19 protein-coding genes are annotated in these 24,147 nt (G+C 61.4%); 12 read left to right on the top strand and 7 right to left on the bottom strand.

The features are described from left to right. Window positions 1-22: 22 nt before the first annotated feature. The 7 genes from FQ668_RS19890 to FQ668_RS19860 all read left to right on the top strand — a co-directional run bounded on the left by FQ668_RS19890 (window position 23) and on the right by FQ668_RS19860 (window position 10,574). Complete coding sequence (locus FQ668_RS19890; protein ID WP_010954951.1) at window positions 23-2,854, top strand: 2-oxoglutarate dehydrogenase E1 component; 2,832 nt, start codon at window positions 23-25, stop codon at window positions 2,852-2,854. Window positions 2,855-2,896: 42 nt separating this feature from the next. Then, window positions 2,897-4,120 (top strand): 2-oxoglutarate dehydrogenase complex dihydrolipoyllysine-residue succinyltransferase, encoded by a 1,224-nt coding sequence (odhB, locus tag FQ668_RS19885; RefSeq protein WP_019437949.1) that lies wholly within the window; start codon window positions 2,897-2,899, stop codon window positions 4,118-4,120. Between the two features lie 93 nt (window positions 4,121-4,213). After that, complete coding sequence (lpdA, locus tag FQ668_RS19880) at window positions 4,214-5,650, top strand: dihydrolipoyl dehydrogenase (RefSeq protein ID WP_010954949.1); 1,437 nt, start codon at window positions 4,214-4,216, stop codon at window positions 5,648-5,650. A 171-nt stretch (window positions 5,651-5,821) separates the two neighbouring features. After that, entirely contained in the window at window positions 5,822-6,988 is a 1,167-nt protein-coding gene (gene sucC / locus FQ668_RS19875) for an ADP-forming succinate--CoA ligase subunit beta (protein ID WP_003254205.1), read from the top strand. Continuing rightward, a complete protein-coding gene (gene sucD / locus FQ668_RS19870) occupies window positions 6,988-7,872 on the top strand; it encodes a succinate--CoA ligase subunit alpha (protein ID WP_003254203.1) in 885 nt (294 codons plus the stop codon). Before sucC ends, sucD begins: the two co-directional genes overlap by 1 nt. 403 nt (window positions 7,873-8,275) lie before the next feature. Next, a complete protein-coding gene (gene brnQ, locus FQ668_RS19865; RefSeq protein WP_010954948.1) occupies window positions 8,276-9,589 on the top strand; it encodes a branched-chain amino acid transport system II carrier protein in 1,314 nt (437 codons plus the stop codon). 235 nt (window positions 9,590-9,824) lie between these two features. Beyond that, window positions 9,825-10,574 carry a DUF599 domain-containing protein gene (locus FQ668_RS19860; protein ID WP_019437948.1) on the top strand — a complete coding sequence of 250 codons (750 nt, stop codon included), beginning with the start codon at window positions 9,825-9,827 and terminating at the stop codon, window positions 10,572-10,574. A gap of 67 nt (window positions 10,575-10,641) precedes the next feature. On the opposite strand, the gene FQ668_RS19855 is transcribed toward FQ668_RS19860, so the two are convergent. Continuing rightward, a complete protein-coding gene (locus FQ668_RS19855; protein WP_019437947.1) occupies window positions 10,642-10,914 on the bottom strand; it encodes a hypothetical protein in 273 nt (90 codons plus the stop codon). 154 nt (window positions 10,915-11,068) lie between these two features. On the opposite strand from FQ668_RS19855, the gene FQ668_RS19850 reads away from it, so the two are divergent. From FQ668_RS19850 to FQ668_RS19835, 4 genes are all read left to right on the top strand, one after another. After that, a complete protein-coding gene (locus FQ668_RS19850) occupies window positions 11,069-11,545 on the top strand; it encodes a PaaI family thioesterase (RefSeq protein ID WP_014590271.1) in 477 nt (158 codons plus the stop codon). Further along, window positions 11,542-12,024, top strand: a complete 483-nt coding sequence (locus FQ668_RS19845; RefSeq protein ID WP_014590272.1) for a PaaI family thioesterase — start codon at window positions 11,542-11,544, stop codon at window positions 12,022-12,024. Before FQ668_RS19850 ends, FQ668_RS19845 begins: the two co-directional genes overlap by 4 nt. Window positions 12,025-12,093: 69 nt before the next feature. Beyond that, the gene (htpG, locus tag FQ668_RS19840; protein ID WP_014590273.1) at window positions 12,094-13,998 is read left to right on the top strand and encodes a molecular chaperone HtpG; all 1,905 of its coding nucleotides are present in this window, start codon (window positions 12,094-12,096) and stop codon (window positions 13,996-13,998) included. A 63-nt stretch (window positions 13,999-14,061) separates the two neighbouring features. Further along, window positions 14,062-14,787: a dienelactone hydrolase family protein gene (locus tag FQ668_RS19835; protein WP_014590274.1), complete on the top strand. Its 726-nt coding sequence runs from the start codon at window positions 14,062-14,064 to the stop codon at window positions 14,785-14,787. 138 nt (window positions 14,788-14,925) lie between these two features. Here the strand turns inward: FQ668_RS19835 and FQ668_RS19830 are convergent, their stop codons facing one another. Next, complete coding sequence (locus tag FQ668_RS19830; protein WP_014590275.1) at window positions 14,926-15,789, bottom strand: pirin family protein; 864 nt, start codon at window positions 15,787-15,789, stop codon at window positions 14,926-14,928. A 117-nt stretch (window positions 15,790-15,906) separates the two neighbouring features. Between FQ668_RS19830 and FQ668_RS19825 the strand changes: the two genes are divergently transcribed. Continuing rightward, the gene (locus tag FQ668_RS19825; protein ID WP_019437945.1) at window positions 15,907-16,914 is read left to right on the top strand and encodes an amidohydrolase family protein; all 1,008 of its coding nucleotides are present in this window, start codon (window positions 15,907-15,909) and stop codon (window positions 16,912-16,914) included. A gap of 157 nt (window positions 16,915-17,071) precedes the next feature. Here the strand turns inward: FQ668_RS19825 and fabB are convergent, their stop codons facing one another. The 5 genes from fabB to FQ668_RS19800 all read right to left on the bottom strand — a co-directional run bounded on the left by fabB (window position 17,072) and on the right by FQ668_RS19800 (window position 23,959). Continuing rightward, the gene (gene fabB, locus FQ668_RS19820; RefSeq protein WP_003251511.1) at window positions 17,072-18,292 is read right to left on the bottom strand and encodes a beta-ketoacyl-ACP synthase I; all 1,221 of its coding nucleotides are present in this window, start codon (window positions 18,290-18,292) and stop codon (window positions 17,072-17,074) included. 11 nt (window positions 18,293-18,303) lie between these two features. After that, complete coding sequence (gene fabA / locus FQ668_RS19815; protein ID WP_003251509.1) at window positions 18,304-18,819, bottom strand: 3-hydroxyacyl-[acyl-carrier-protein] dehydratase FabA; 516 nt, start codon at window positions 18,817-18,819, stop codon at window positions 18,304-18,306. A gap of 207 nt (window positions 18,820-19,026) precedes the next feature. Then, a complete protein-coding gene (locus tag FQ668_RS19810; protein WP_014590277.1) occupies window positions 19,027-20,958 on the bottom strand; it encodes an ATP-binding protein in 1,932 nt (643 codons plus the stop codon). Then, a complete protein-coding gene (locus tag FQ668_RS19805; RefSeq protein WP_019437944.1) occupies window positions 20,955-21,845 on the bottom strand; it encodes an ABC transporter substrate-binding protein in 891 nt (296 codons plus the stop codon). Before FQ668_RS19805 ends, FQ668_RS19810 begins: the two co-directional genes overlap by 4 nt. Continuing rightward, entirely contained in the window at window positions 21,845-23,959 is a 2,115-nt protein-coding gene (locus FQ668_RS19800; RefSeq protein WP_014590279.1) for a TonB-dependent siderophore receptor, read from the bottom strand. Before FQ668_RS19800 ends, FQ668_RS19805 begins: the two co-directional genes overlap by 1 nt. Window positions 23,960-24,147: the final 188 nt, after the last annotated feature.

The raw sequence follows: 24,147 nt of genomic DNA, 5'->3' as shown, positions 1-24,147 counted from the left end.
CCCTAATCGAGGGTGACCAAGCATGCAAGAAAGCGTGATGCAGCGCATGTGGGATAGCGCCCACCTTTCAGGTGGTAACGCTGCATATGTGGAAGAGCTCTACGAGCTCTACCTGCACGACCCTAACGCTGTGCCAGAAGAGTGGCGCACTTACTTCCAGAAGTTGCCAGCCGACGGCAGCACCGCTACTGATGTATCGCACTCGACAATCCGCGACCATTTCGTACTGCTGGCAAAGAACCAGCGCCGCGCCCAACCGGTTTCCGCCGGGAGCGTGAGCAGTGAACACGAGAAGAAGCAGGTTGAAGTTCTGCGACTGATCCAGGCCTATCGTATGCGCGGCCATCAGGCTGCCAAGCTCGACCCGTTGGGGTTGTGGCAGCGCCCTGCGCCCGTAGACCTGTCGATCAATCACTACGGCTTGACCAATGCCGATCTTGATACGACCTTCCGTGCCGGCGACCTGTTCATCGGCAAAGAGGAGGCGAGCCTACGCGACATCTTCGATGCACTCCAGAAGACATATTGTCGCACCATTGGCGCCGAATTCACCCACATCGTCGATTCCGAGCAGCGCAGCTGGTTCCAGCAGCGGCTGGAAAGCGTGCGCGGCCGTCCGGAGTATTCCGCTGACGTGCAGGCCCACCTGCTCGAGCGCGTAACCGCCGGTGAGGGCCTGGAAAAGTACCTGGGCACCAAGTACCCGGGCACCAAGCGTTTCGGCCTTGAAGGCGGCGAGAGCCTGATTCCGATGCTGGATGAAATGATCCAGCGTTCCGGCTCTTACGGCGCCAAGGAGGTCGTGATCGGCATGGCCCACCGTGGCCGCCTGAACGTGCTGGTGAACACCTTCGGCAAGAACCCGCGCGAGCTGTTCGACGAGTTCGAAGGCAAGAAGATGAACGAGCTGGGCTCCGGTGACGTGAAGTATCACCAGGGCTTCTCCTCGAACGTGATGACCCCGGGTGGCGAAGTGCACCTGGCCATGGCGTTCAACCCGTCCCACCTGGAAATCGTTTCGCCGGTGGTCGAGGGTTCGGTGCGCGCCCGTCAGGACCGCCGCAACGACACCGTTGGCGACAAGGTGGTGCCGATCTCGATCCACGGCGACGCTGCGTTCGCTGGCCAGGGCGTGGTCATGGAAACCTTCCAGATGTCGCAGACCCGCGGTTTCAAGACCGGCGGTACCGTGCACATCGTGATCAACAACCAGGTTGGTTTCACCATCAGCAACCCGCTGGATGCGCGCTCCACCGAGTACGCGACCGACGTTGCCAAGATGATCCAGGCACCGATCCTGCACGTGAACGGCGATGACCCGGAAGCCGTGCTGTTCGTCACCCAGCTGGCCATCGACTACCGCATGCAGTTCAAGCGTGACGTGGTCATCGACCTGGTCTGCTACCGTCGCCGTGGCCACAACGAGGCTGACGAGCCTAACGGCACCCAGCCGCTGATGTACCAGCAAATCAGCAAGCAGCGCACTACCCGTGAGCTGTATGCCGAGCAGCTGATCCAGGCCGGTCGCATCGACGCCGAGCGCGCTCAGGCCAAGATCGACGAGTACCGCAATGCGCTGGACAATGGCCTGCACGTGGTGAAGAGCCTGGTCAAGGAGCCGAACCGCGAGCTGTTCGTCGACTGGCGTCCCTACCTGGGCCATGCTTGGACCGCGCGTCACGACACCCGCTTCGACCTCAAGACCCTGCAGGATCTGTCGGCCAAGCTGCTCGAGCTGCCGGAAGGTTTCGTGGTCCAGCGTCAGGTGTCGAAGATCTACGAAGACCGTCAGAAGATGCAGGCCGGTGGCTTGCCGATCAACTGGGGTTATGCAGAGACCATGGCTTACGCCACCCTGCAGTTCGAAGGTCACCCGATCCGCATGACCGGCCAGGACATCGGCCGTGGCACCTTCTCGCACCGTCACGCGGTGCTGCACAACCAGAAGGACGCCAGCACCTACATTCCGTTGCAGAACCTGTTCCCAGGCCAGCCACGTTTCGATCTGTACGATTCGTTCCTGTCCGAGGAGGCGGTACTGGCCTTCGAATACGGCTACTCCACCACCATGCCGAACGCGCTGGTGATCTGGGAAGCCCAGTTCGGCGACTTCGCCAACGGTGCGCAAGTGGTGATCGACCAGTTCATCACCAGTGGTGAGCACAAGTGGGGCCGTCTGTGTGGCCTGACCATGCTGCTGCCACACGGCTATGAAGGGCAGGGGCCGGAGCACTCCTCCGCGCGTCTGGAGCGTTACCTGCAGCTGTGCGCCGAGCACAACATCCAGGTCTGCGTACCGACGACGCCGGCACAGATTTACCACCTGCTGCGTCGCCAGGTCATTCGCCCGCTGCGCAAGCCGCTGGTCGTCCTGACGCCGAAGTCGCTGCTGCGCCACAAGCTGGCCATTTCGACCCTGGAAGACCTGGCAGAAGGCTCGTTCCAGACCGTGATCCCGGAAATCGACGCAATCGATCCGGCCAAGGTCGAGCGTCTGGTGCTGTGCAGCGGCAAGGTCTACTACGACCTGCTGGAAAAACGCCGTGCCGAAGGCCGCGAAGACATTGCCATCCTGCGTATCGAGCAGCTGTATCCGTTCCCTGAGGACGATCTGGTCGAAATCCTCGCCCCTTACACCAACCTCAAGCATGCGGTCTGGTGTCAGGAAGAGCCGATGAACCAGGGCGCCTGGTACAGCAGCCAGCACCACATGCGCCGTATCCTGGGCCGCCACAACAAGGCACTGGTCCTGGAATACGCCGGTCGCGATGCTTCTGCCGCGCCAGCCTGTGGTTACGCTTCGAAGCACGCCGAACAGCAGGAAAAACTGCTGCAAGACGCCTTCACTGTCTAACGCCTTCGCGCACCTGAAACCGAATTTAAGGAAACACAGATAATGGCTATCGAGATCAAAGCCCCAACCTTCCCGGAATCGGTTGCCGATGGCACCGTTGCCACCTGGCACAAGAAGCCGGGCGAAGCCGTCAAGCGTGACGAGCTGATCGTCGACATCGAGACTGACAAGGTTGTCCTGGAAGTACTGGCTACTGCCGATGGCGTGCTGGGCGACATCGTCAAGGGCGAGGGCGACACCGTCCTGTCCGACGAATTGCTGGGTTCGATCGTTGAGGGCGGTGCTGCCGCTGCGCCTGCCGCGGCCGCCGCGCCTGCAGCTGCTCCGGCCGCTGCTAGCGCTGACGCCGGCGAAGAAGACCCGATCGCTGCCCCGGCCGCACGCAAGCTGGCTGAAGAAAACGGCATCGACCTGGCTACTGTGGCAGGCACCGGTAAAGGCGGTCGCGTCACCAAGGAAGACGTGGTTGCTGCTGTTGCCAACAAGAAGTCGGCACCAGCCGCTGCCCCGGCTGCCAAGCCTGCCGCTGCTGCCGCTGCCCCGGTTGTCGTCGCCGCTGGCGACCGTACCGAGAAGCGTGTGCCGATGACCCGCCTGCGTGCCAAGATCGCCGAGCGCCTGGTCGAAGCCCAGTCGAACATGGCGATGCTGACCACCTTCAACGAAGTGGACATGACCGAAGTCATGGCCCTGCGTTCGAAGTACAAGGACCTGTTCGAGAAGACCCACAATGGCGTGCGCCTGGGCTTCATGTCGTTCTTCGTCAAGGCTGCTACCGAAGCGCTGAAACGCTTCCCGGCTGTCAACGCCTCGATCGACGGCAACGACATCGTCTACCACGGCTTCGCCGACGTCGGTGTTGCCGTGTCCAGCGACCGTGGCCTGGTGGTGCCGGTGCTGCGTAACGCCGAGTCGATGAGCCTGGCTGAAATCGAGAACGGCATCGCTACCTTCGGCAAGAAGGCCCGTGACGGCAAACTGTCCATCGAAGAGATGACCGGTGGTACCTTCACCATCACCAACGGTGGCACCTTCGGTTCGATGATGTCGACCCCGATCGTCAACCCGCCGCAGGCCGCCATTCTCGGCATGCACAACATCATCCAGCGCCCGATGGCCATCAATGGCCAGGTGGTGATTCGCCCGATGATGTACCTGGCGCTGTCGTACGATCACCGCCTGATCGACGGCAAGGAAGCGGTAACCTTCCTGGTCACTATCAAGAACCTGCTGGAAGATCCGTCCCGCCTGCTGCTGGACATCTAACCCTCTGGCTGCGTACCGTGCCGGGCCTGGCTTCGCAAGAAGCCAGGCCGCGCGGTTCGCGGCTTGTAGCTTGTAGCTGATAAGGAATCTTTTATGACCCAGAAATTCGACGTAGTGGTAATCGGTGCAGGCCCAGGCGGCTATGTGGCTGCCATCAAGGCTGCCCAACTTGGTCTGAAGACTGCCTGTATCGAGAAGTACACCGACGCCGAGGGCAAACTGGCCCTGGGCGGCACCTGCCTGAACGTAGGTTGCATTCCTTCCAAGGCGCTGTTGGACAGCTCCTGGAAGTACAAGGAAGCCAAAGAGAGCTTCAACGTCCACGGTATCTCCACTGGCGAAGTGAAGATGGACGTCGCCGCGATGGTTGGCCGCAAGGCCGGTATCGTCAAGAACCTGACCGGTGGCGTTGCCACCCTGTTCAAGGCCAACGGCGTCACTTCGATCCAGGGCCACGGCAAGCTGCTGGCCGGCAAGAAAGTCGAAGTCACCAAGGCTGACGGCACCACCGAAGTCATCGAAGCCGAGAACGTGATCCTGGCTTCCGGCTCGCGCCCGATCGACATTCCGCCGGCCCCGGTCGACCAGAACGTCATCGTCGACTCCACCGGCGCCCTGGAATTCCAGGCCGTACCGAAGCGCCTGGGCGTTATCGGTGCAGGCGTGATCGGCCTGGAGCTGGGCTCGGTATGGGCTCGCCTGGGTGCTGAAGTGACCGTCCTTGAAGCCCTGGACACCTTCCTGATGGCTGCCGACACCGCCGTGTCGAAAGAAGCCCAGAAGACCCTGACCAAGCAAGGCCTGGACATCAAGCTGGGCGCTCGCGTCACCGGCTCGAAAGTCAACGGCAATGAAGTCGAAGTGACCTACACCAACGCCGAAGGCGAGCAGAAGATCACCTTCGACAAGCTGATTGTTGCAGTCGGCCGTCGCCCGGTGACTACCGATCTGCTGGCTTCCGACAGCGGCGTGACCATCGACGAGCGTGGCTACATCTTCGTCGACGATTACTGCGCCACCAGCGTTCCGGGCGTGTACGCCATTGGTGACGTGGTACGCGGCATGATGCTGGCCCACAAGGCTTCGGAAGAGGGCATCATGGTCGTTGAGCGCATCAAGGGCCACAAGGCCCAGATGAACTACGACCTGATCCCTTCGGTCATCTACACCCACCCGGAAATCGCGTGGGTCGGCAAGACCGAACAGGCCTTGAAGGCCGAGGGCGTTGAGGTTAACGTGGGCACCTTCCCGTTCGCGGCCAGCGGCCGTGCGATGGCTGCCAACGACACCGGTGGTTTCGTCAAGGTCATCGCCGATGCCAAGACCGACCGCGTTCTGGGTGTTCACGTGATTGGCCCATCGGCTGCCGAACTGGTGCAGCAGGGCGCAATCGCAATGGAATTCGGCACCAGTGCCGAGGATCTGGGCATGATGGTCTTCAGCCATCCAACCCTGTCCGAAGCGTTGCATGAAGCAGCGCTGGCGGTGAATGGCGGCGCCATTCACGTGGCCAACCGTAAGAAGCGTTAATTATAAGAAACCACGGCGGGCTGCCCGTCGTGAGTCTTGCGTGCATGACTCACCGCGGAAAGTCCGCCGGACCGGATCACACGGGAAACCCGGGGTCAACGGTCACAGGTGGTGCGGCGCCACTGATGGCGCAGCGCCGAAGCGCAGTACCTAACGAAGACGGTAAAAAGCATGAATCTTCACGAGTATCAGGGTAAGCAGCTGTTCGCTGAGTACGGCCTGCCAGTTTCCAAGGGTTTCGCAGTCGATACCCCTGAGCAAGCTGCAGAAGCCTGCGACAAGATCGGCGGGAACGAGTGGGTTGTAAAAGCCCAGGTTCACGCGGGTGGTCGCGGTAAAGCGGGCGGCGTAAAGCTGGTTCGCAGCAAGGAAGACGCCAAGGCGTTCGCTGCACAGTGGTTGGGCAAGAATCTGGTCACCTACCAGACCGATGCCAACGGTCAACCCGTCTCCAAGATTCTGGTCGAATCCTGCACTGACATCGCCAAAGAGCTGTACCTGGGCGCTGTAGTCGATCGTTCGAGCCGCCGTATCGTGTTCATGGCTTCCACCGAAGGTGGCGTGGACATCGAGAAAGTCGCTCACGAAACGCCTGAGAAAATCCTCAAGGCCACCATCGACCCACTGGTCGGCGCTCAGCCGTTCCAGGGTCGCGAGCTGGCTTTCCAGCTGGGCTTGGAAGGCAAGCAAGTTCAACAGTTTGCCAAGATCTTCGTTGGCCTGGCCAAGCTGTTCAAGGATCATGACCTGGCGCTGCTGGAAGTGAACCCGCTGGTGATCAAGGCCGATGGCGACCTGCACTGCCTCGATGCCAAGATCAACATCGACGCCAACGCCATGTACCGTCAGCCGAAGCTGAAAACCTTCCACGACCCGTCGCAGGACGACGCCCGTGAAGCCCACGCTGCCAAGTTCGAACTGAACTACGTTGCCCTTGAAGGCAACATCGGCTGCATGGTCAACGGTGCCGGCCTGGCCATGGGTACCATGGACATCGTCAACCTGCACGGCGGCAAGCCGGCCAACTTCCTCGACGTTGGCGGCGGTGCTACCAAAGAGCGCGTTACCGAAGCGTTCAAGATCATTCTGTCCGACAGCAATGTCGCGGCCGTTCTGGTCAACATCTTCGGCGGCATCGTTCGCTGCGACATGATTGCCGAAGGCATCATCGGTGCGGTGAAAGAAGTCGGCGTAAAAGTTCCGGTCGTCGTTCGCCTCGAAGGCAACAACGCCGAACTGGGCGCTAAAGTACTGGCAGAAAGCGGTTTGAACATCATTGCGGCAACCAGCCTGACCGACGCTGCTCAACAAGTTGTCAAAGCTGCGGAGGGCAAGTAATGAGCGTCCTGATCAATAAAGATACCAAAGTCATCTGCCAGGGCTTCACCGGCTCGCAGGGTACTTTCCACTCCGAACAGGCCATTGCCTACGGCACCAAGATGGTCGGCGGCGTAACCCCAGGCAAGGGTGGCACCACCCACCTGGGCCTGCCGGTGTTCAACACCGTCAAGGAAGCCGTGGAAGCTACCGGCGCTGACGCTTCGGTCATCTACGTACCGGCTCCGTTCTGCAAAGACTCGATCCTGGAAGCTGCCTTTGGCGGCATCAAGCTGATCGTCTGCATCACCGAAGGCATTCCTACCCTGGACATGCTGGATGCCAAGGTCAAGTGCGACGAGCTGGGCGTGACCCTGATCGGCCCTAACTGCCCAGGTGTCATCACCCCGGGCGAGTGCAAGATCGGCATCATGCCAGGCCACATCCACTTGCCAGGCAAGGTCGGTATCGTTTCGCGTTCCGGCACCCTGACCTACGAAGCTGTGAAGCAGACCACCGACGCCGGCTTCGGCCAGTCGACCTGCGTCGGCATCGGCGGTGACCCGATCCCGGGCTCCAACTTCATCGACATCCTGAAGCTGTTCCAGGAAGACCCGAAGACCGAAGCGATCGTGATGATCGGTGAGATCGGCGGTTCGGCTGAAGAAGAAGCTGCGGCCTACATCAAGGCCCACGTCACCAAGCCTGTCGTTTCCTACATCGCCGGTGTTACTGCACCTGCGGGCAAGCGCATGGGCCACGCTGGCGCCATCATCTCCGGCGGCAAGGGCACTGCGGACGAGAAGTTCGCCGCCCTGCAGGACGCGGGTGTGAAAACCGTGCGTTCCCTGGCTGACATCGGCAAGGCCCTGGCCGAGCTGACTGGCTGGGAAGCCAAGAAGTAATACTGCTACACCCCCCACGCGCACAGAGGCCACCTTCGGGTGGCCTTTGTCGTATGTGGGGTTCGTAGGAGCGGGTTTACCCGCGAAGAGGCCGGTGCTGGCAATAGAGATTCTTCGATAGGTTTGATAGGAATTTTCACGCAGACGAATGTTTCAATCCGAGGATAATACCTGCCGTCCTCGGTCACACAGACGACAAACATGTACGCACATCGGACAAGCAGCACTGTGCCAGTGCGTTTGACTGACAAACCAGTTACATTACGCGTTCACTCTGTGCCCGTACCCCAAAAGGGAACGACACGCTAAACGGGTCTGGCCTATCAAGCCGGGCAGCATTTCCCCTTACCCAAAGGGAAATCCCCTCTCGAATCCCGATTTCAGCAGTGTGGTACTACCTTAAATGAAAGTTCTCAAAGGCCAGGATATCCTGGCGCTTGGCTTTATGACGTTTGCGCTTTTCGTGGGTGCAGGCAATATCATCTTCCCGCCTATCGTCGGCCTGCAGTCTGGCCCGCACGTCTGGATGGCGGCCTTGGGCTTCCTGGTCACTGCCGTGGGCCTGCCGGTCATCACGGTGGTCGCTCTGGCCAAGGTCGGTGGCGGCATGGATGCACTGAGCAGCCCGATCGGCAAGTTCTTCGGCGGCCTGCTGGCAGCCGTGTGCTACCTGTCGGTCGGCCCATTGTTCGCCACCCCGCGTACGGCCACCGTGTCGTTCGAAGTGGGCGTTGCACCGCTGACCGGTGAAAGCCCGCTGGCGCTGTTCATCTACAGCCTGGTGTACTTCATCGTCGTGCTGGCCGTGTCCATGTACCCTGGCAAGTTGCTCGACACCGTGGGCCGCTTCCTGGCACCGTTGAAGATCATTGCCCTGGCAGTACTGGGCATCGCTGCCTTCGCGCTGCCCGCCGGTAGCATTGGTGACGCACAGCCTGCCTATGCCGCCGCTGCGTTCTCCAAGGGCTTCTCCGATGGCTACCTGACCATGGATACCCTGGGTGCCCTGGTGTTCGGTATCGTCATTGTCAATGCCATTCGCTCGCGCGGTGTCGAGTCGCCGAGGCTGATTACCCGCTACGCCATCATCGCCGGCCTGATCGCCGGTGTCGGGCTGGCCCTGGTCTACATCAGCCTGTTCCGCCTGGGTGCCACCAGCCACGACATCGCGGCTGACGCCACCAACGGTGCGGCGGTGCTGCATGCCTACGTACAGCACACCTTCGGCTCCCTGGGCAGCGGCTTCCTCGCCGTGCTGATCGCGCTGGCCTGCCTGGTGACCGCGGTTGGCCTGACCTGTGCCTGCGCCGAGTACTTCAGCCAGATCCTGCCGCTGTCCTACCGCGCGCTGGTGGTGATCCTTGCCGGCTTCTCGCTGCTGATTTCCAACCTTGGCCTGACCAAGCTGATCATGTTCTCGATCCCGGTGCTCACCGCCATCTATCCGCCGTGCATCGTGGTGGTTGGCCTGAGCTTCGTGAAAGACCTGTGGAACTCGCCAACGCGCATCCTGGCGCCCGTGATGCTGGTCTCGCTGCTGTTCGGTATGGTCGATGCGATCAAGGGCAGCAGCCTTGCCCACGTGTTGCCAGACTTCATGGCGCACCTGCCATTGAGTGATGCCGGCATGGCCTGGCTGGTACCTTCGGTGGTGACCCTGGTGGGTGCCGTGGCCTGCGACCGCATGCTCGGCAAGCCGCGCGAGGCGCTGGCCTGACTGGACAAGTTGAAGCCTGAGGGCGGCACCGGCCACAAGCCGAAGGGTGCCCGCCAAGGGTGAAAACAAGAGAGCCCCGTATCCGAAAGGATGCGGGGCTTTTTGCTGTTTGCCGGTTTCGGCCTCTTCGCAGCAGGTAAGGTATTTTTCAGTGTGCAGGTGTGCCTTTTGCCGCTTGCCAGCGTCGAAATCCGGTCCCTATCCTTTAGGCACATGGCCCTTTCGGTAACCCTGCATGAACTTCATCCAAAGCAACCTCAACAACCTGCTGGCCATCGCCTGGTTCGCCCTGTGCTGGGGTGGCTATACCCGCTATGCGATCTGGAAGGGGCGCGACACCGCGTGCCTGGCCAGCGTGCTGCACTTGTACCGCGAAGACTGGATGCGCCGCATGCTGCTGCGCGACAACCGCATCGCCGATGCCAGCGTGATCGGTAACCTGGAGCGCAACGCTTCGTTCTTTGCCTCCAGCACCCTGATCATTCTGGCTGGCATCCTCACCGTGCTCGGTGCCTCCGACCGGGCACTGTCGTTGCTGGCCGACCTGCCGCTGGTTCAGCAAACATCCCAGGGCATGTCGGAGATCAAGCTGCTGTGCCTGGCCATGGTATTTGTCTACGCCTTCTTCACGTTCAGCTGGTGCATGCGCCAATACAACTTTGCCGCCGTGCTGGTGGGCTCGGCACCTATGATCGGCGAACGGCTGGTCAATGAGCTGGAGCGCAAGGCGTTCGCCTCCCGCGCGGCGCGGGTATTGTCGTTGGCGGCTAACCAGTTCAACCTGGGGCTGCGTTCGTATTACTTCGGCATGGCCATGTTGAGCTGGTTTATCAGCCCATGGTTGTTCATGGCGATGAGTGTGGGCGTAGTGCTGATTCTGTACCGTCGAGAGTTCCATTCGGATGTACTCGATGTGATGGTGTTCACGCCGACCGAAAGTGTACTGTCGGAGCCGGCCAAGGAAAGCTCGGTTGTCTCCAGCTGAAACGATTAATCGAAAGTTCGCAGGCACAAAAAAACCCGACATCGTCGGGTTTTTTTGTTTTAGCCAATTACTGCTTGGCAGGTTCTGCCGGTGTAGTTGGAGCCGGAGTAGCCGGAGCGGCTTCTTCGGCAGCCTTCTGCTCGGCTTCGGCCTGATCTTTGGCAGCTTCGGCGTTTTCCTCGGCGGCTTCGTTCATCTTATCCTGAGCTTCACCCATTTTTTCCTGGGCTTGCTCGGCGTGTTGCTGTGCGTCCTGGGCTTTGTCTTCGCTCGCTTTATCGCAAGCAGCCAGGCCCATGGCAGCGGCCAGCATCAGAGCAAAAGCAAAAGGTTTACGCATGGGGGTGTTTCTCCTTGGTGGAATAAGTGACTTGTTCCTTCGAGTACAACTACGCGGAATAAGTTCAACGAAGATTACAGATATATAACGTCCCGTTCTACATGGACTTTTTAACGAATTTATGCCGCTGCCCTGCGGCCGATGGGAACAGCCGATGAGCGATTCAACCTTGATGGCAATGGCCGAGCGCTTTCTCACGGCGTTAAAACATTGTCAGTTGTTGCAGATGCGCGTGGCGCAGGCTGATGGCAATGGCATGACCCTGGTCCTGCCGTGGTCGCCGGCGATTGTCGGCAACCCGCAAACCGGTGCCGTGCACGGCGGTGCGCTGACCACGCTGATGGACACCACCTGTGGCATGGCCACGTTGTGTGTGCTGCCGCGCTTCGAAGTGTGCCCGACGTTGGACCTGCGCATCGACTACATGCACCCGGCTGAGGCCGGCAAGGACATCTATGGCCACGCCCAGTGCTACCGTGTTACCCGCGACGTGATCTTCACCCGTGGCACCGCCTATCAGGACGACCCCGACCAGCCCATCTGCCAGGTGGTGGGCACGTTCATGCGCCTGGGCCAGGACATCAAGGGCGGCATCCGTTTCGGCGACAGTCTGAAGGAGGGCAAGGCATGATTCCGCACGCGGTGCGCCAGCAGCTCAACGCCGCCCATGCGGTGGGCGACTATCGACCATTGCTGGCACTGATTCCCTATGCCGGGCTGATCGGCATCGAATGCGAGCGTCAGGGCGATGACCTGTTGTTCCGCCTGCCGGCCAGCCCGGACAATATCGGCAACCCACTGCTACCGGCCATCCATGGCGGCGTGATTGCCGGCTTCATGGAGCTGTCGGCCGCGCTGTACCTGCTGATCTACAGCGAGAGCGCAAGCATTCCGAAGATCATCGACTTTTCCATCGACTACCTGCGCGCCGGGCACTTTCGCGATACCTACGCCCAGTGCCAGCTGTGGCGCCAGGGCCGGCGTGTGACCAACGTGGCCATCACCGCCTGGCAGGGCGACAGGCAGTCGCCGATTGCCACGGCCCGTGCGCATTTCAAGATCGAACCGGAAAAGCCCTTGAAATCATCCGGGCAGCCCCCATCTGCATGACATCCGCCGTTAACGCTGGCCGAACCGGCCGCCAGGCGCCAACGCCATCAGATCGGAGTTTCGAAGACCATGACTGTGGAAACACAAAAGGAAACGCTGGGCTTCCAGACCGAGGTGAAGCAACTGCTGCACCTCATGATTCACTCGCTGTACTCGAACAAGGAAATCTTCCTGCGGGAGCTGATTTCCAATGCTTCCGACGCCGCCGACAAGCTGCGTTTCGAAGCCCTGGCCAAGCCAGAGCTGTTCGAGGGCGATGCTGACCTGAAGATTCGCCTGAGCTTCGACAAGGACGCCGGTACCGTCACCCTCGAGGACAACGGCATCGGCATGAGCCGCGAAGACGTCATTGCCCACCTGGGCACCATCGCCAAGTCCGGCACTGCCGACTTCATGAAGAACCTCACCGGTGACCAGAAGAAGGACTCGCACCTGATCGGTCAGTTCGGCGTGGGCTTCTACTCCGCGTTCATCGTTGCCGACAAGGTCGACGTGTACAGCCGCCGTGCGGGCCAGCCAGCGGCCGAAGGTGTGCACTGGTCGTCGAAAGGCGAGGGCGAGTTCGAAGTCGCCACCATCGACAAACCGCAGCGCGGTACCCGTATCGTCCTGCACCTGAAGAAGGACGAGCAGGAGTTTGCCGATGGCTGGCGCCTGCGCAACGTGGTCAAGAAGTACTCCGACCACATCGCCCTGCCGATTCAGCTGCCGAAAGAGCAGGCTGCCGCCGAAGGTGAAGAGCAGCCGGCTGAAGAGTGGGAAACCGTCAACCGCGCCAGCGCCCTGTGGACCCGTTCGCGCACCGAGGTGAAGGACGAGGAGTACCAGGAGTTCTACAAGCACATCGGCCATGACTTCGAAAACCCGCTGGCCTGGAGCCACAACAAGGTCGAAGGCAAGCTCGAATACAACTCGCTGCTGTACGTGCCGGCCCGTGCGCCGTTCGACCTCTACCAGCGCGAAGCGCCGCGCGGCCTGAAGCTGTACGTGCAGCGTGTATTCATCATGGACCAGGCCGAGTCGTTCCTGCCGCTGTACCTGCGCTTCATCAAGGGTGTGGTCGATTCCAACGACCTGTCGCTGAACGTGTCGCGTGAAATCCTGCAGAAAGACCCGATCATCGATTCGATGAAGACCGCGCTGACCAAGCGCGTGCTGGACATGCTGGAGAAGCTGGCGAAGAACGAACCCGAGAAATACAAGGGCTTCTGGAAAAACTTCGGTCAGGTGCTGAAAGAGGGCCCGGCCGAAGACTTCGCCAACAAGGAGAAAATCGCCGGTCTGCTGCGCTTTGCGTCCACCCAGGACGACAGCGGCGAGCAGAGCGTCGCCCTGGCCGACTACCTGGCCCGCGCCAAGGAAGGTCAGGACAAGATCTATTACCTCACCGGCGAGTCATACGCGCAGGTCAAGAACAGCCCGCACCTGGAAGTCTTCCGCAAGAAAGGCATCGAAGTGCTGCTGCTCACTGATCGCATCGACGAGTGGCTGATGAGCTACCTCAACGAATTCGACGGCAAGGCCTTTGTCGATATTGCCCGTGGTGACCTGGACCTGGGCAAGCTGGATTCGGAAGAAGACAAGAAAGCCCAGGAAGAAGTCGCCAAGGACAAGGAAGGTCTGGTCGAGCGACTGAAAGGTGCGCTGGGTGACAGCGTGGCCGAAGTACGCGTATCGCACCGCCTGACCGACTCGCCGGCGATCCTGGCCATCGGCGAACAGGACCTGGGCCTGCAGATGCGCCAGATCCTGGAGGCCAGCGGGCAGAAAGTGCCGGAGTCCAAGCCGATCTTCGAGTTCAACCCGAGCCACCCGCTGATCGAGAAGCTGGATCACGAGCAGAGTGAAGACCGTTTCGCCGAGCTGTCGCACATCCTGTTCGATCAGGCGGCCCTGGCGGCCGGTGACAGCCTGAAGGACCCTGCGGCGTACGTTCGTCGCCTGAACAAGCTACTGGTCGAGCTGTCTGCTTGAGTTGATGCACAGCAAAGCCCGCTTCGGCGGGCTTTTTTATGACGAGTGCCAAAGGAGTGCTTGATGAGCAAAGTAATCGTCGAATCGCTGGTTTATCACCTGTCTGGCAAGACCTACGAAAGCCGTTTGGTCTATGAGCCGGGTGCGCTGGGCCGCCCAGGGCTGGTGATGGCGCCGAACTGGATGGGCATTGGCGAAGGTGCCGAGCGCATTGCCAAGGAAGTGGCCGAGAAGGGCTATGTGGTGCTGATCGCCGACCTGTACGGGCAATCGGTGCGCCCGTCCAATGCCGATGAGGCAGGCGTGGCGATGATGCCGCTGAAGAATGATCGTGGCGAACTGCGCAAGCGCATGCAGGAAGCCTTGGCGCAATTGCTGGGGCAGTCGAAGGCGTTGCTGGAGCCTGGCAAGGTGGCCACCTTCGGCTTCTGCTTCGGTGGCTGCTGTGCCTTGGAACTGGCCCGTAGCGGCGCCGACCTGCGTGCGGCAGTGTCGTTCCACGGCACCCTGGACACGCCGAATCCTGAAGATGCCAAGCGCATCAAGGGCTCGGTGCTGGTGTTGCATGGTGCCTCCGACCCATTGGTGCCTAAAGAGCAGCTGCCGGCATTCGAAGATGAGATGAACGCAGCCAAGGTGGACTGGCAGTTGCTCAGTTTTGGCGGCGCGGTGCACTCGTTTACCGACCCGAATGCCAATATGCCGGGCAAGATGCAGTATGACCGACGCACTTCCGAGCGAGCGTTCCGTTCGATGCATAATCTGCTGAGTGAAGTGTTCCAGCGCTGAGATTGCAGGGGGCTGCTTTGCAGCCCTTCGCGGGTGAACCCGCTCCTACGCGACGGCCTGTGTCCAATCACCAATGTGTCCACCCTTGATTGGGCGTAGGAGCGGGTTTACCCGCGAAGGGCCGCAAAGCGGCCCTGATCACCGAGGCAACTCGATCCTAGAATGTTCCCCCGGCACCACCGGCCAATCCCCCGCAGCCCACCTGGCCCGGGCCCGCTCGATCAGTTCCGGGTCGCTGGCCACGAAATTCCAGTTCATCCGACGCGGCCCATCCAGCGGTGCACCGCCAATCAGTACCAATTGGCATTCACCCTCCGCATACAGCGTCACCTCTTCTCCCTCCGGCAGCACCACCAGGCTGCACGGTTCTACATCTTCATCGTTCATCGTCAACTCACCATCGAGCAGGTACAGCGCCCGCTGCACATGCTCATTCGGTACCAGCAAGGTGGTCGCCGGTTGCATCCGGACATGCGCATAAAGGGTAGGGGACAGCACCGGCACCGGTGACGCCAGGCAGAACCCGCTGCCAGCAATCATGCAGATACGTACACCCAGGCTGTCACTGACGGGCAAGCTCGCGGCGGGGTGATGGCTGTAGCTTGCCGGGCCTTGCTCAAACTCGCGTGGCGATGCCAGCCATACCTGTAGCCCATGCAGGCGCGACCCATGGGCCAGGCCATCTTCCGGGGTGCGCTCGACATGGGCGACGCCGCTGCCCGCAGTCATCCAGCTGACATCACCGGGCAGCACCCGCTGCGCCGAGCCAAGGCTGTCCTTGTGCAGGATTGCGCCTTCGAACAGGTAGGTCAGGGTCGACAAGCCGATATGCGGATGCTGGCGGATATCCATGCCATGCCCCGGGGCATAGTCTGTTTCGAGCATGTGGTCGAAGAACACGAACGGGCCGACGCTGCGGCACTGGGCTGACGGCAGCGGGCGCAGGATCGGCTGGCCCTCGACCGTCTCGGCTCGGGGGTGGATGACCAGTGGGCTGCTCATGGGGAAGGCTCCAGGCACGGTGGAAGTGCCTCAAGCATAGCGGTTTGCCCGCCGTGGCTGAACCGTCTTGGCGGCCGCCTGGTCTACTGGGTTCGTACTTGCATGAGGAAGATGACCATGACCGCCAGAGCGCTGGCTTGTGTGCTGTTGTTCGGCTGGCTGTGCCAGGCGGCCCAGGCGCGCGAGTACCGCTACAGTGATGCCCACCTGCACTATGTGGACTTCTTCCAGGAAAGTGAAGGCATGCCGGCGCTGATCAAGGCCATGGATGCCGCCGGGGTTGAGCAGTCGATGATTTCAGGCATACCGGTGGCCAAGAAATGGCACGAAGACGAGCCCAAGCGCCCGCGCTACTACGCCGGTGATGACGCCGACGCCTATTGGTACAGCGCCACCGATACTTACGTGGCGGCGGCGCTGCAGCAATTGCCAAGTGAGCAGCGCAAGCGCTTCCACCCGTTCCTAAGTGGTTTCAACCCGGTGGACAAGAATGCGGTCAGCCATATCGAGCGCATGCTCGATTTGTACCCGGGCCTTTGGCAGGGCATCGGCGAGGTGTTCACCCGACATGATGACCTGACAGCGCTGACCAGTGGCGACACGCCACGTGCCAATAATGAAGCCATGACGCGTATCTACCACCTGGCGGCCGAGCGCGACCTGCCCGTGCTGTTGCATTCCAACATCACCTCCAAGCGCGAGCGCAACCCGCTCTACCTGGCGGAGATCGAAGAGCCACTGCGCAATCATCCGCATACGCGATTCATTTGGGCGCATGCGGGCACCAGCATGGAGATACACCGCCACCAGACGCAGATGGACTTTCTACTGCCGGTACTGAGGCGATTGCTGGAGGACTACCCGAACCTGTATGTCGATCTGTCGTGGAGTGTGCTGCAGCCGTATTTGCTGGATGAGCAGAGTGTGCCGCGCAAGGAATGGCTGGCGCTGGTCGAGAAGTACCCGGAGCGGTTCATGCTGGGTTCGGATGTGGTGGGGCGGTTTGGCAGCCTGGGGGAGCAGATGCACGGGTTCAAGCCGTTTCTGGATGCCTTGCCGGAGTCGGTGGCGCACAAGGTGGCCCTGGAGAACTTTCTGGCGGTGTTGCCCAGGGTACAGCAGTGACCTGTGCTGGCCTCTTCGCGGGTAAACCCGCTCCTACAAGGTGGGCACAGCGCTGAAGGCTTGTGTGGTGGGTTTGCCCGCGAAGAGGCCAGCACAGGCAACACAAACAAAAACGCCCCGAACCAGTCGGGGCGTTTTCATTTACAGCGGCAGCGTCTTACTTGCCTTCCCAGCGCTTGAGCACCAGAGTGGCGTTGGTGCCGCCGAAGCCGAAGCTGTTGCTCATGACCGTGTCGATCTTGGCGTTTTCTTCGGTTTTACGCAGGATTGGCAAGTCGGCGACTTCCGGATCCAGCTCGTCGATGTTGGCAGAGCCGGCGATGAAGTTGTTTTCCATCATCAGCAGGCAGTAGATCGCCTCGTGCACACCGGCAGCGCCCAGCGAGTGACCCGACAGGCTCTTGGTAGAGCTGATCTTCGGAGCCTTGTCGCCGAACACGGCACGCACGCCCTTGATCTCGGCCACGTCACCTACCGGGGTCGAGGTACCGTGGGTGTTCAGGTAGTCGATCGGGGTGTCGACAGTGGACAGCGCCTGCTGCATGCAGCGGATGGCGCCTTCGCCGCTCGGTGCAACCATGTCGTAGCCGTCGGAAGTCGCACCGTAGCCAACGATTTCGGCGTAGATCTTGGCGCCGCGGGCCAGGGCGTGTTCCAGCTCCTCAACCACGACCATACCGCCACCGCCAGCGATGACGAAACCATCACGGTCAGCGTCGTAGGCGCGCGAGGCCAGTTCAGGGGTTTCGTTGCGCTTGGTCGACAGGGCGCCCATGGCATCGAACAGGAACGACTGGCTCCAGTGCTCTTCTTCACCACCACCGGCGAAGACGATGTCCTGCTTGCCCCACTGGATCTGCTCCAGTGCGGTACCGATGCAGTGAGCCGAGGTGGCGCAGGCCGACGAGATCGAGTAGTTGATACCCTTGATCTTGAACGGGGTGGCCAGGCATGCCGAAACGGTGCTGCCCATGGTGCGGGTAACGCGGTATGGACCGACGCGCTTGACGCCTTTTTCACGCAGGGTGTCCAGCGCTTCCATCTGGTTCAGGGTCGAGGCGCCGCCGGAACCCGCCACCAGGCCGGTACGCGGGTTGGAAACCTGCTCTTCGGTCAGGCCAGCGTCCTTGATCGCGTCCTGCATGGCCAGGTAGGCGTAGGCAGCCGCATGGCCGACGAAACGGTAAACCTTGCGGTCGATCAGTTCTTCGAGGTTGAGGTCGATGGACCCGGAAACCTGGCTACGCAGCCCCATTTCCTTGTATTCCGGGTTGAAGCGGATACCCGGACGGCTGTTGCGCAGGTTTTCGGTGACGGTAGCTTTGTCATTGCCCAGGCACGATACGATGCCCAGACCAGTGATAACGACGCGGCGCATGCGAATAACCCTTAGAAATTGTCAGTGGAGGTGAACACGCCGACCCGCAGGCCTTCGGCAGTGTAGATCTCGCGGCCGTCGACGCTGACCGAGCCATCGGCGATGGCCATGTTCAGCTTGCCCTTCAGGACGCGCTTGATGTGAATGTTGTACGTGACTTTCTTGGCTTCAGGCAGTACCTGGCCAAAGAATTTCACCTCGCCCGAACCCAGGGCGCGGCCACGGCCCGGCAGGCCCTGCCAGCCGAGGAAGAAGCCAACCAGTTGCCACATGGCGTCGAGGCCCAGGCAGCCCGGCATTACCGGATCGCCTTCGAAATGGCAGGCGAAGAACCACAGGTCCGGGTTGATATCCAGCTCGGCGACCAACTCACCTTTGCCGTACTTGCCGCCTTCTTCGCTGATATGGGTGATGCGATCGACCATCAGCATGTTCGGCGCGGGCAGTTGCGCATTACCTGGGCCGAACAGCTCACCGCGACTGCAGCGCAGCAGGTCTTCCCGAGTAAAGGCGTGTTGTTTGGTCATGCGAGCTCCTCAATAACCCCCTGCGGCAGGGGATGAATCTTCCCGGCCGGCCCGAAAACCAAGCGCTTCGAGACGGCAGCCTACAGGTAGACTATTGCGTTGTGGTGAAAGTCACAGCGCACCTGGTGAAAGAAGTACAGGTGTGCACTGAAACGTCTATTTTCAGGTCCGATGAAGGTCCTGTCCAGTGTTTAAGACTGCCGCACTTTAGCATTTATCGCCAGTCGCGGTTGTCTGACCGGGTAACCAGCGCTGCAGCACCTGCTGCAATTCGGTGCGGCGCAAGGGTTTGCTCAGGTAATCGTCCATACCGGCGGCCATGCAACGTTCACGGTCGCCCTGCAAGGCATTGGCGGTCAGGGCGATGATCGGTAGCCCAGCGCCGTTGGGCAATTGGCGGATGCGTCGGGTGGCTTCATAGCCGTCCAGGTGTGGCAGGCGGCAATCCATCAGTACGGCAGCAAAGCGCTGCCGGCCGACCAGTTCGACGGCTTCAAGGCCATCTTCTGCCGTGCATACTGCCAGCCCCAGGCTGCGCAGCATGGCTTCTACGACACTCCGGTTGACCGGATTGTCCTCCACCAGCAGTACCTGATCATTGTCCGGCACCGTCGTTCGTGCAGTCGTTGGCGGCGTCAACGGGACGGGGGCAGGGTTGGCGAGGGCCAACGGCATCTCCAGGGTGAAGGTCGAACCCAGGCCCTCACGGCTTTCACCGCGTAGCTTGCCGCCCATGCGCTCGGCCAGGGTACGAGCGATCGACAGCCCCAGCCCGGTGCCGCCATAACGACGGGAAATCGAGCTGTCGGCCTGCTGGAAGGCGACGAACATCATTTCCAGGCGGTCGCTGTCGATGCCGATGCCGGTGTCGCGCACGCTGCAGGTCAACCAGATCAACTGCCGGTCGAGCACCTGCCAGCGTGCGTCGACTTGCACCTGGCCGCGTTCGGTGAACTTCAGGGCGTTGCCTACCAGGTTCAGCAGGATCTGGCGGATGCGCGTGGGATCGCCGTTCACCTGCAGCTGCTCGATGCCGGCCGGCAGTTGCAGGTGCAGGCCCAGGCCGCGTTGCTGGGCGCTGTGCTGGAACGACTGCACACTGTTGGTGATCAGCTCGCCGAGGTTGAAGTCGATGTGCTCCAGTTGCAGCGCGGCGCGTTCGATGCGCGAAAAATCGAGGATGTCGTTGATGACCTTGAGCAAATGCCCGGTGGACTCGCTGGCCACTGCCGTGTAATCGGCCTGTTCACTGCTCAGCGGTGTGGTTTCCAGCAGTTGCAGCATGCCTAGCACGCCATTCATCGGGGTGCGCAACTCATGGCTCATCATCGCCAGGAAATCCGATTTGGCACGGTTGGCCTGTTCGGCCTCCTCGCGGGCCTGGATCAGTTCGGCGATGGCCTGCTTCTGTTCATCGCTGGCCTGTTCCAGGGCGCTGGCCAGGTTATTGATGTGGCGGGCCAAGTGGCCCAGCTCGCTGTCGTCGACGACCGGCAAGGGGGTGTCGTACTCGCCTTGCTGAATAGCCTTGACCGCATGGCCCATGTCGCTGATCGGCTTGGCCAGGCTCATGGCCAGGCGGCGTGCCAGCAAGAAGGTGAACAGCAGGGCGAACAACGCCAGGATCCCGGCCTTGATCACGATTTCCTGCTGACGCTGACTGAAGGCGTCATCGGACATGCCGACGATCACGCGGCCCAGGTAGTCGTCACCGATGGCCGGGGTGGTGGCTTTGCCCTGCTGCAGGAAGTCGTTGTCCAGGCGGATTTGCTGCAGGCGAATGGGCGCCTGGAAAACCTCGACCTGTTGCGCGCGGTTGGCACTTTCATCGGACTGCTCAACGTACACGAGGATGTGGTTGCGGCTGTCCTGCACTTCCAGAAAGCGCACATGCGGGATGCTGAGGGTTGCACGCATCAGCCCTTCAAGCACTTCGTTGTTGCCCGAAATCACCCCATATTCCGACGCCGGTGCCAACTGGTTGGCGATCAGTTGCCCGGTGTGGTTGAGTTCCTGGCGCAGGTCCTGGATGCGTACGAAGGTAAAGAAGCTGATCAAGAGCAAGGTCAGTAGCAGGGCGGGGCCGAGACTGATGATCTGCGTGCGGGTATGAATGTCCCAGCTCAAGCGTTTGCTCATGGGGTGGGTTCTCCCTCGGCCAGGGCCTTGACGGCGGCGTTCTGATCGATTGGTTCAAGACCCAGGGCACGGGCCACCTGCTGGTTGCCACTGACGCCGTAACGCACCGGGTACAGGCTGCGCGGCCAGCGCGTCGGCGGCTGGTCGAGCAACTGGTCGAGCACCCACAGCCAGTCGTCCTGGTCGCTGTAGGTACTGGCCAGGGCGCCGGCGCGAACGAAGCCGGCGTTCGGGCCGATCAGTGCCATCTGCCGGCCATAACTGCTCAACAGCAGGTTCTTTGCAGTCTTGGAGTTGTACAAGTCAGGGTCGTCCAGGCCCAGTAGCACATCGCTATTGCCCAGCAGGTGCTGCAGCGGCCGGTTGTCACGCGGGTCGGACCAGTCCTGGGCAACGATCTCCAGGCCTAGCGGCCGTGCAGCATGGCGCAGTTCGTCCAGCAGAAAGCTGCTGTGCTCGCCATACAGCACGCCAACGCGCCTGGCCTGCGGCAACAGGTAGCGTGCCAGGCGCAATTGCCGTCCCAACGGTGCGTCGCTCCACAACAGTGTGAGGAACGCGGGGCGGGACTTTCCCAGGCGCTGTTCAGCCTGTACTCGGCTGACCCGCATGACCAGTGCCGGCGGGCCGGCGGTTTCCACCAGGCGCCATTCAAGTGCTGCGTTGTCGAGCAGGATCAGGCGTTGGTCGGCTTTGAGCTTGCCCGGGCGTGGCAGGTTGGCGGTGGTTTGAAACTGCACATGATCGTGGGGCCGGCGGCTTTCCAGTGCGGCGATGAAGCTGCGGACACCGGGCTGGTCCTCAGCCCCCACCAGCAGGACTTCGCTGGCGGACAAAGGCCCCAAAGGCCACAGGCAGAGCAGCAACAGGCGCAGCAGCAGGGCCATCAGAACTCCAGCTCCGCGCTCACGCTCAGGCGGTGACGGCTGTCGTAGCGGTTCTGCAGGGCCGAGGTCGGTTCATCGTCCAGGCGCTGCTGCCACAGCGCCGCCAGCTCCAGGTTGCTGCCATACACCCGAAAGCGCTTGGCCAGGCGCAGGTCAAGACGCTCGTAGCGGTACTGGTTGAGGGCATCGTCGCCGTAGTAGAACAGCGCGCTCGACCAGCCGGAACCCCATTCGCGCATCCACCCGGCCGAGCCGCTGTTACGGGCGCTGAGGCGACGGTCGTCGGGGTTGCTGGCCCACGCATCGACGTAGGCATAGGTCAGGCGCAGGCGGTCGCGCAGGGTGGGGCGCCAGTCCATTTGCGCCTCGCTGCCGCTGAAACGGGCCTTGTTGGCGTTGCTGGCGATGTACTGGTTGTTCCTCAGAGGCTCGCTGATCATGCCGGTGATCTCGTCGTAGAACAGCTTCACATCCAGGCTTAGGTCGAGGTCGCTGAAATAGCCGTTGTAGCCTAGCTCGCGCGAGCGCATGCGCTCCTGTTCAAGGTCGCCAGGGCCACGGGTCTTGACGAAATACTCACCGTTTTGCAGCCCGAATGAATTGGGGGTGAGGTTCTTGACTGTGTAACTCCAGTTGACGTTGTTCTCGAACATGTCGGGCGAGCGCACCGCTTCGGAGTACACCGCACGCAGGCCGTGGCGCGGGGTGATCAGGTAGTTGACCGCGACGCGCGGGGTCAGCGAACTGCCAGACAGGCGCGAGTCTTCGAACATGGCCCCACCTTGCAGTATCCAGTGCTCGTCGGCGCGCCATTCCAGCTGGCCGAACAGGCGCCAGGTCTGGTCGTCGATGCTGCCGTTGAAGTAGGTCTGCGAGTCGGCGCGATCATAGCGGTAGTTCATGCCACTGAGCAGACGCAGGCTGTCGGTCAGGCTCAGGGTGTCCTGGATTTCCAGGTCATAGCGGGTTTCACGGGTGCTCTGATCGACATCGCCGCAGACCTGCTCCCGTCCTCCCTGCTCCCATTGCTGCTGCACTTTCTGCAGAAGCCCTTCAAGGGCAGGGTCGTCAGTGGAAAGGGGGGCGCCAGTCGCAATGCCGCGCGCCACTTTCTCGGCGAAGTCGGGGTTCATCTGCCAGAGCTGGGTCAGTTCGGGGCTGAACGACTGCAAGGCATCACAGGCGCGCCACACTTGCTGGCGATCAAAATGCTGGGCGGAACCCTGGATATAAAGGCTGTGTTCAGCGCTGAAGTCTTTGGTCCAGCGCAACGAGCCCGCATAGTCCTTGGCGTTGACGTCGGCATTGTTCCCGGACTCGTACTGCTGGAACACCGGCTGGTAGGTGTAGGGCCGCTGATTGCTGCCTTCCTTGGCCGCCAGTTGCCACTCCAGGGTCTGGTCGACCGCCAGGTTGTGGTTGGCGCTGAGGTTGAAGCGAGTCAGGCGGCGGCTGTCGCGGTAGTCCTGGCCGAACTGGTTCTCATCGAAGCCGTCGTCCTGTTGGCCCGACAGCGACAGGCGCAGGTCGCCACCGTCCCAACCCAAGCCGTGGCTGGCATAGAAGTCGTTGATGCCGTCCTGGCCGCGTGTCACTTTCAGCCGCGTACCGTGGCTGTCGGCGGGTTTGCGGGTGAGGATGTTGACCACCGCCATCAGCGCGTTGGCGCCATAGCTGACTGTATTCGGGCCGCGGAACACCTCGATGCGCTCGATATCCTCCATGGCCAAGGGGATGTCGCTCCAGTCCACCGTGGCCAGGCCTGCGCGGTATACCGAGCGGCCATCGATCAATACCTGCATGCGCCGTGCGTCGTTGACGTTGCTGCCGTGGTAGTTGACCGTGGGTTGATTACCGGCACCGTAGCCGATCATCATGCCCGGTACCAGGCGCAGCAGTTCGGGGATGTCACGGGCACCGCTGGCGCGAATCAGTTCGCTGTCGAGGACGGTCATGCTGCCCGGGACAGCGGCGGGGGATTGTTTCAGGCGTGTGGCGGTCAGAACCTGTGGCAGGTCGGTGTTGTCGATGAACAGGTCGTCGGCCACGGCCTGACCGCCGAGCAGGGCGGTCAATAACAGCAGGCGCGGGTACGGGGGCGTGCCAGGGAACACGGAGCGGCCTTTGTTTCAGGATTGAAACAGGCATGGTAACTGACCGTGGGGGTTTTGCCAGTGGTTGTCGGGCGTACATCTTGAAATGTGCTGCGTGGCGGCGCTCGATCTCGACGGCCCCGAAATGCCATGGCGAGTACCGCAAACGCCCAGACACTGGTTCTGTAGCAGGCGAGCCGTATAATGGC

The organism is Pseudomonas sp. Kh14 (assembly GCF_900291005.1).
GTDB classification, from domain to species: domain Bacteria; phylum Pseudomonadota; class Gammaproteobacteria; order Pseudomonadales; family Pseudomonadaceae; genus Aquipseudomonas; species Aquipseudomonas alloputida.
This window is presented reverse-complemented; position numbering and strand designations above follow the sequence as displayed.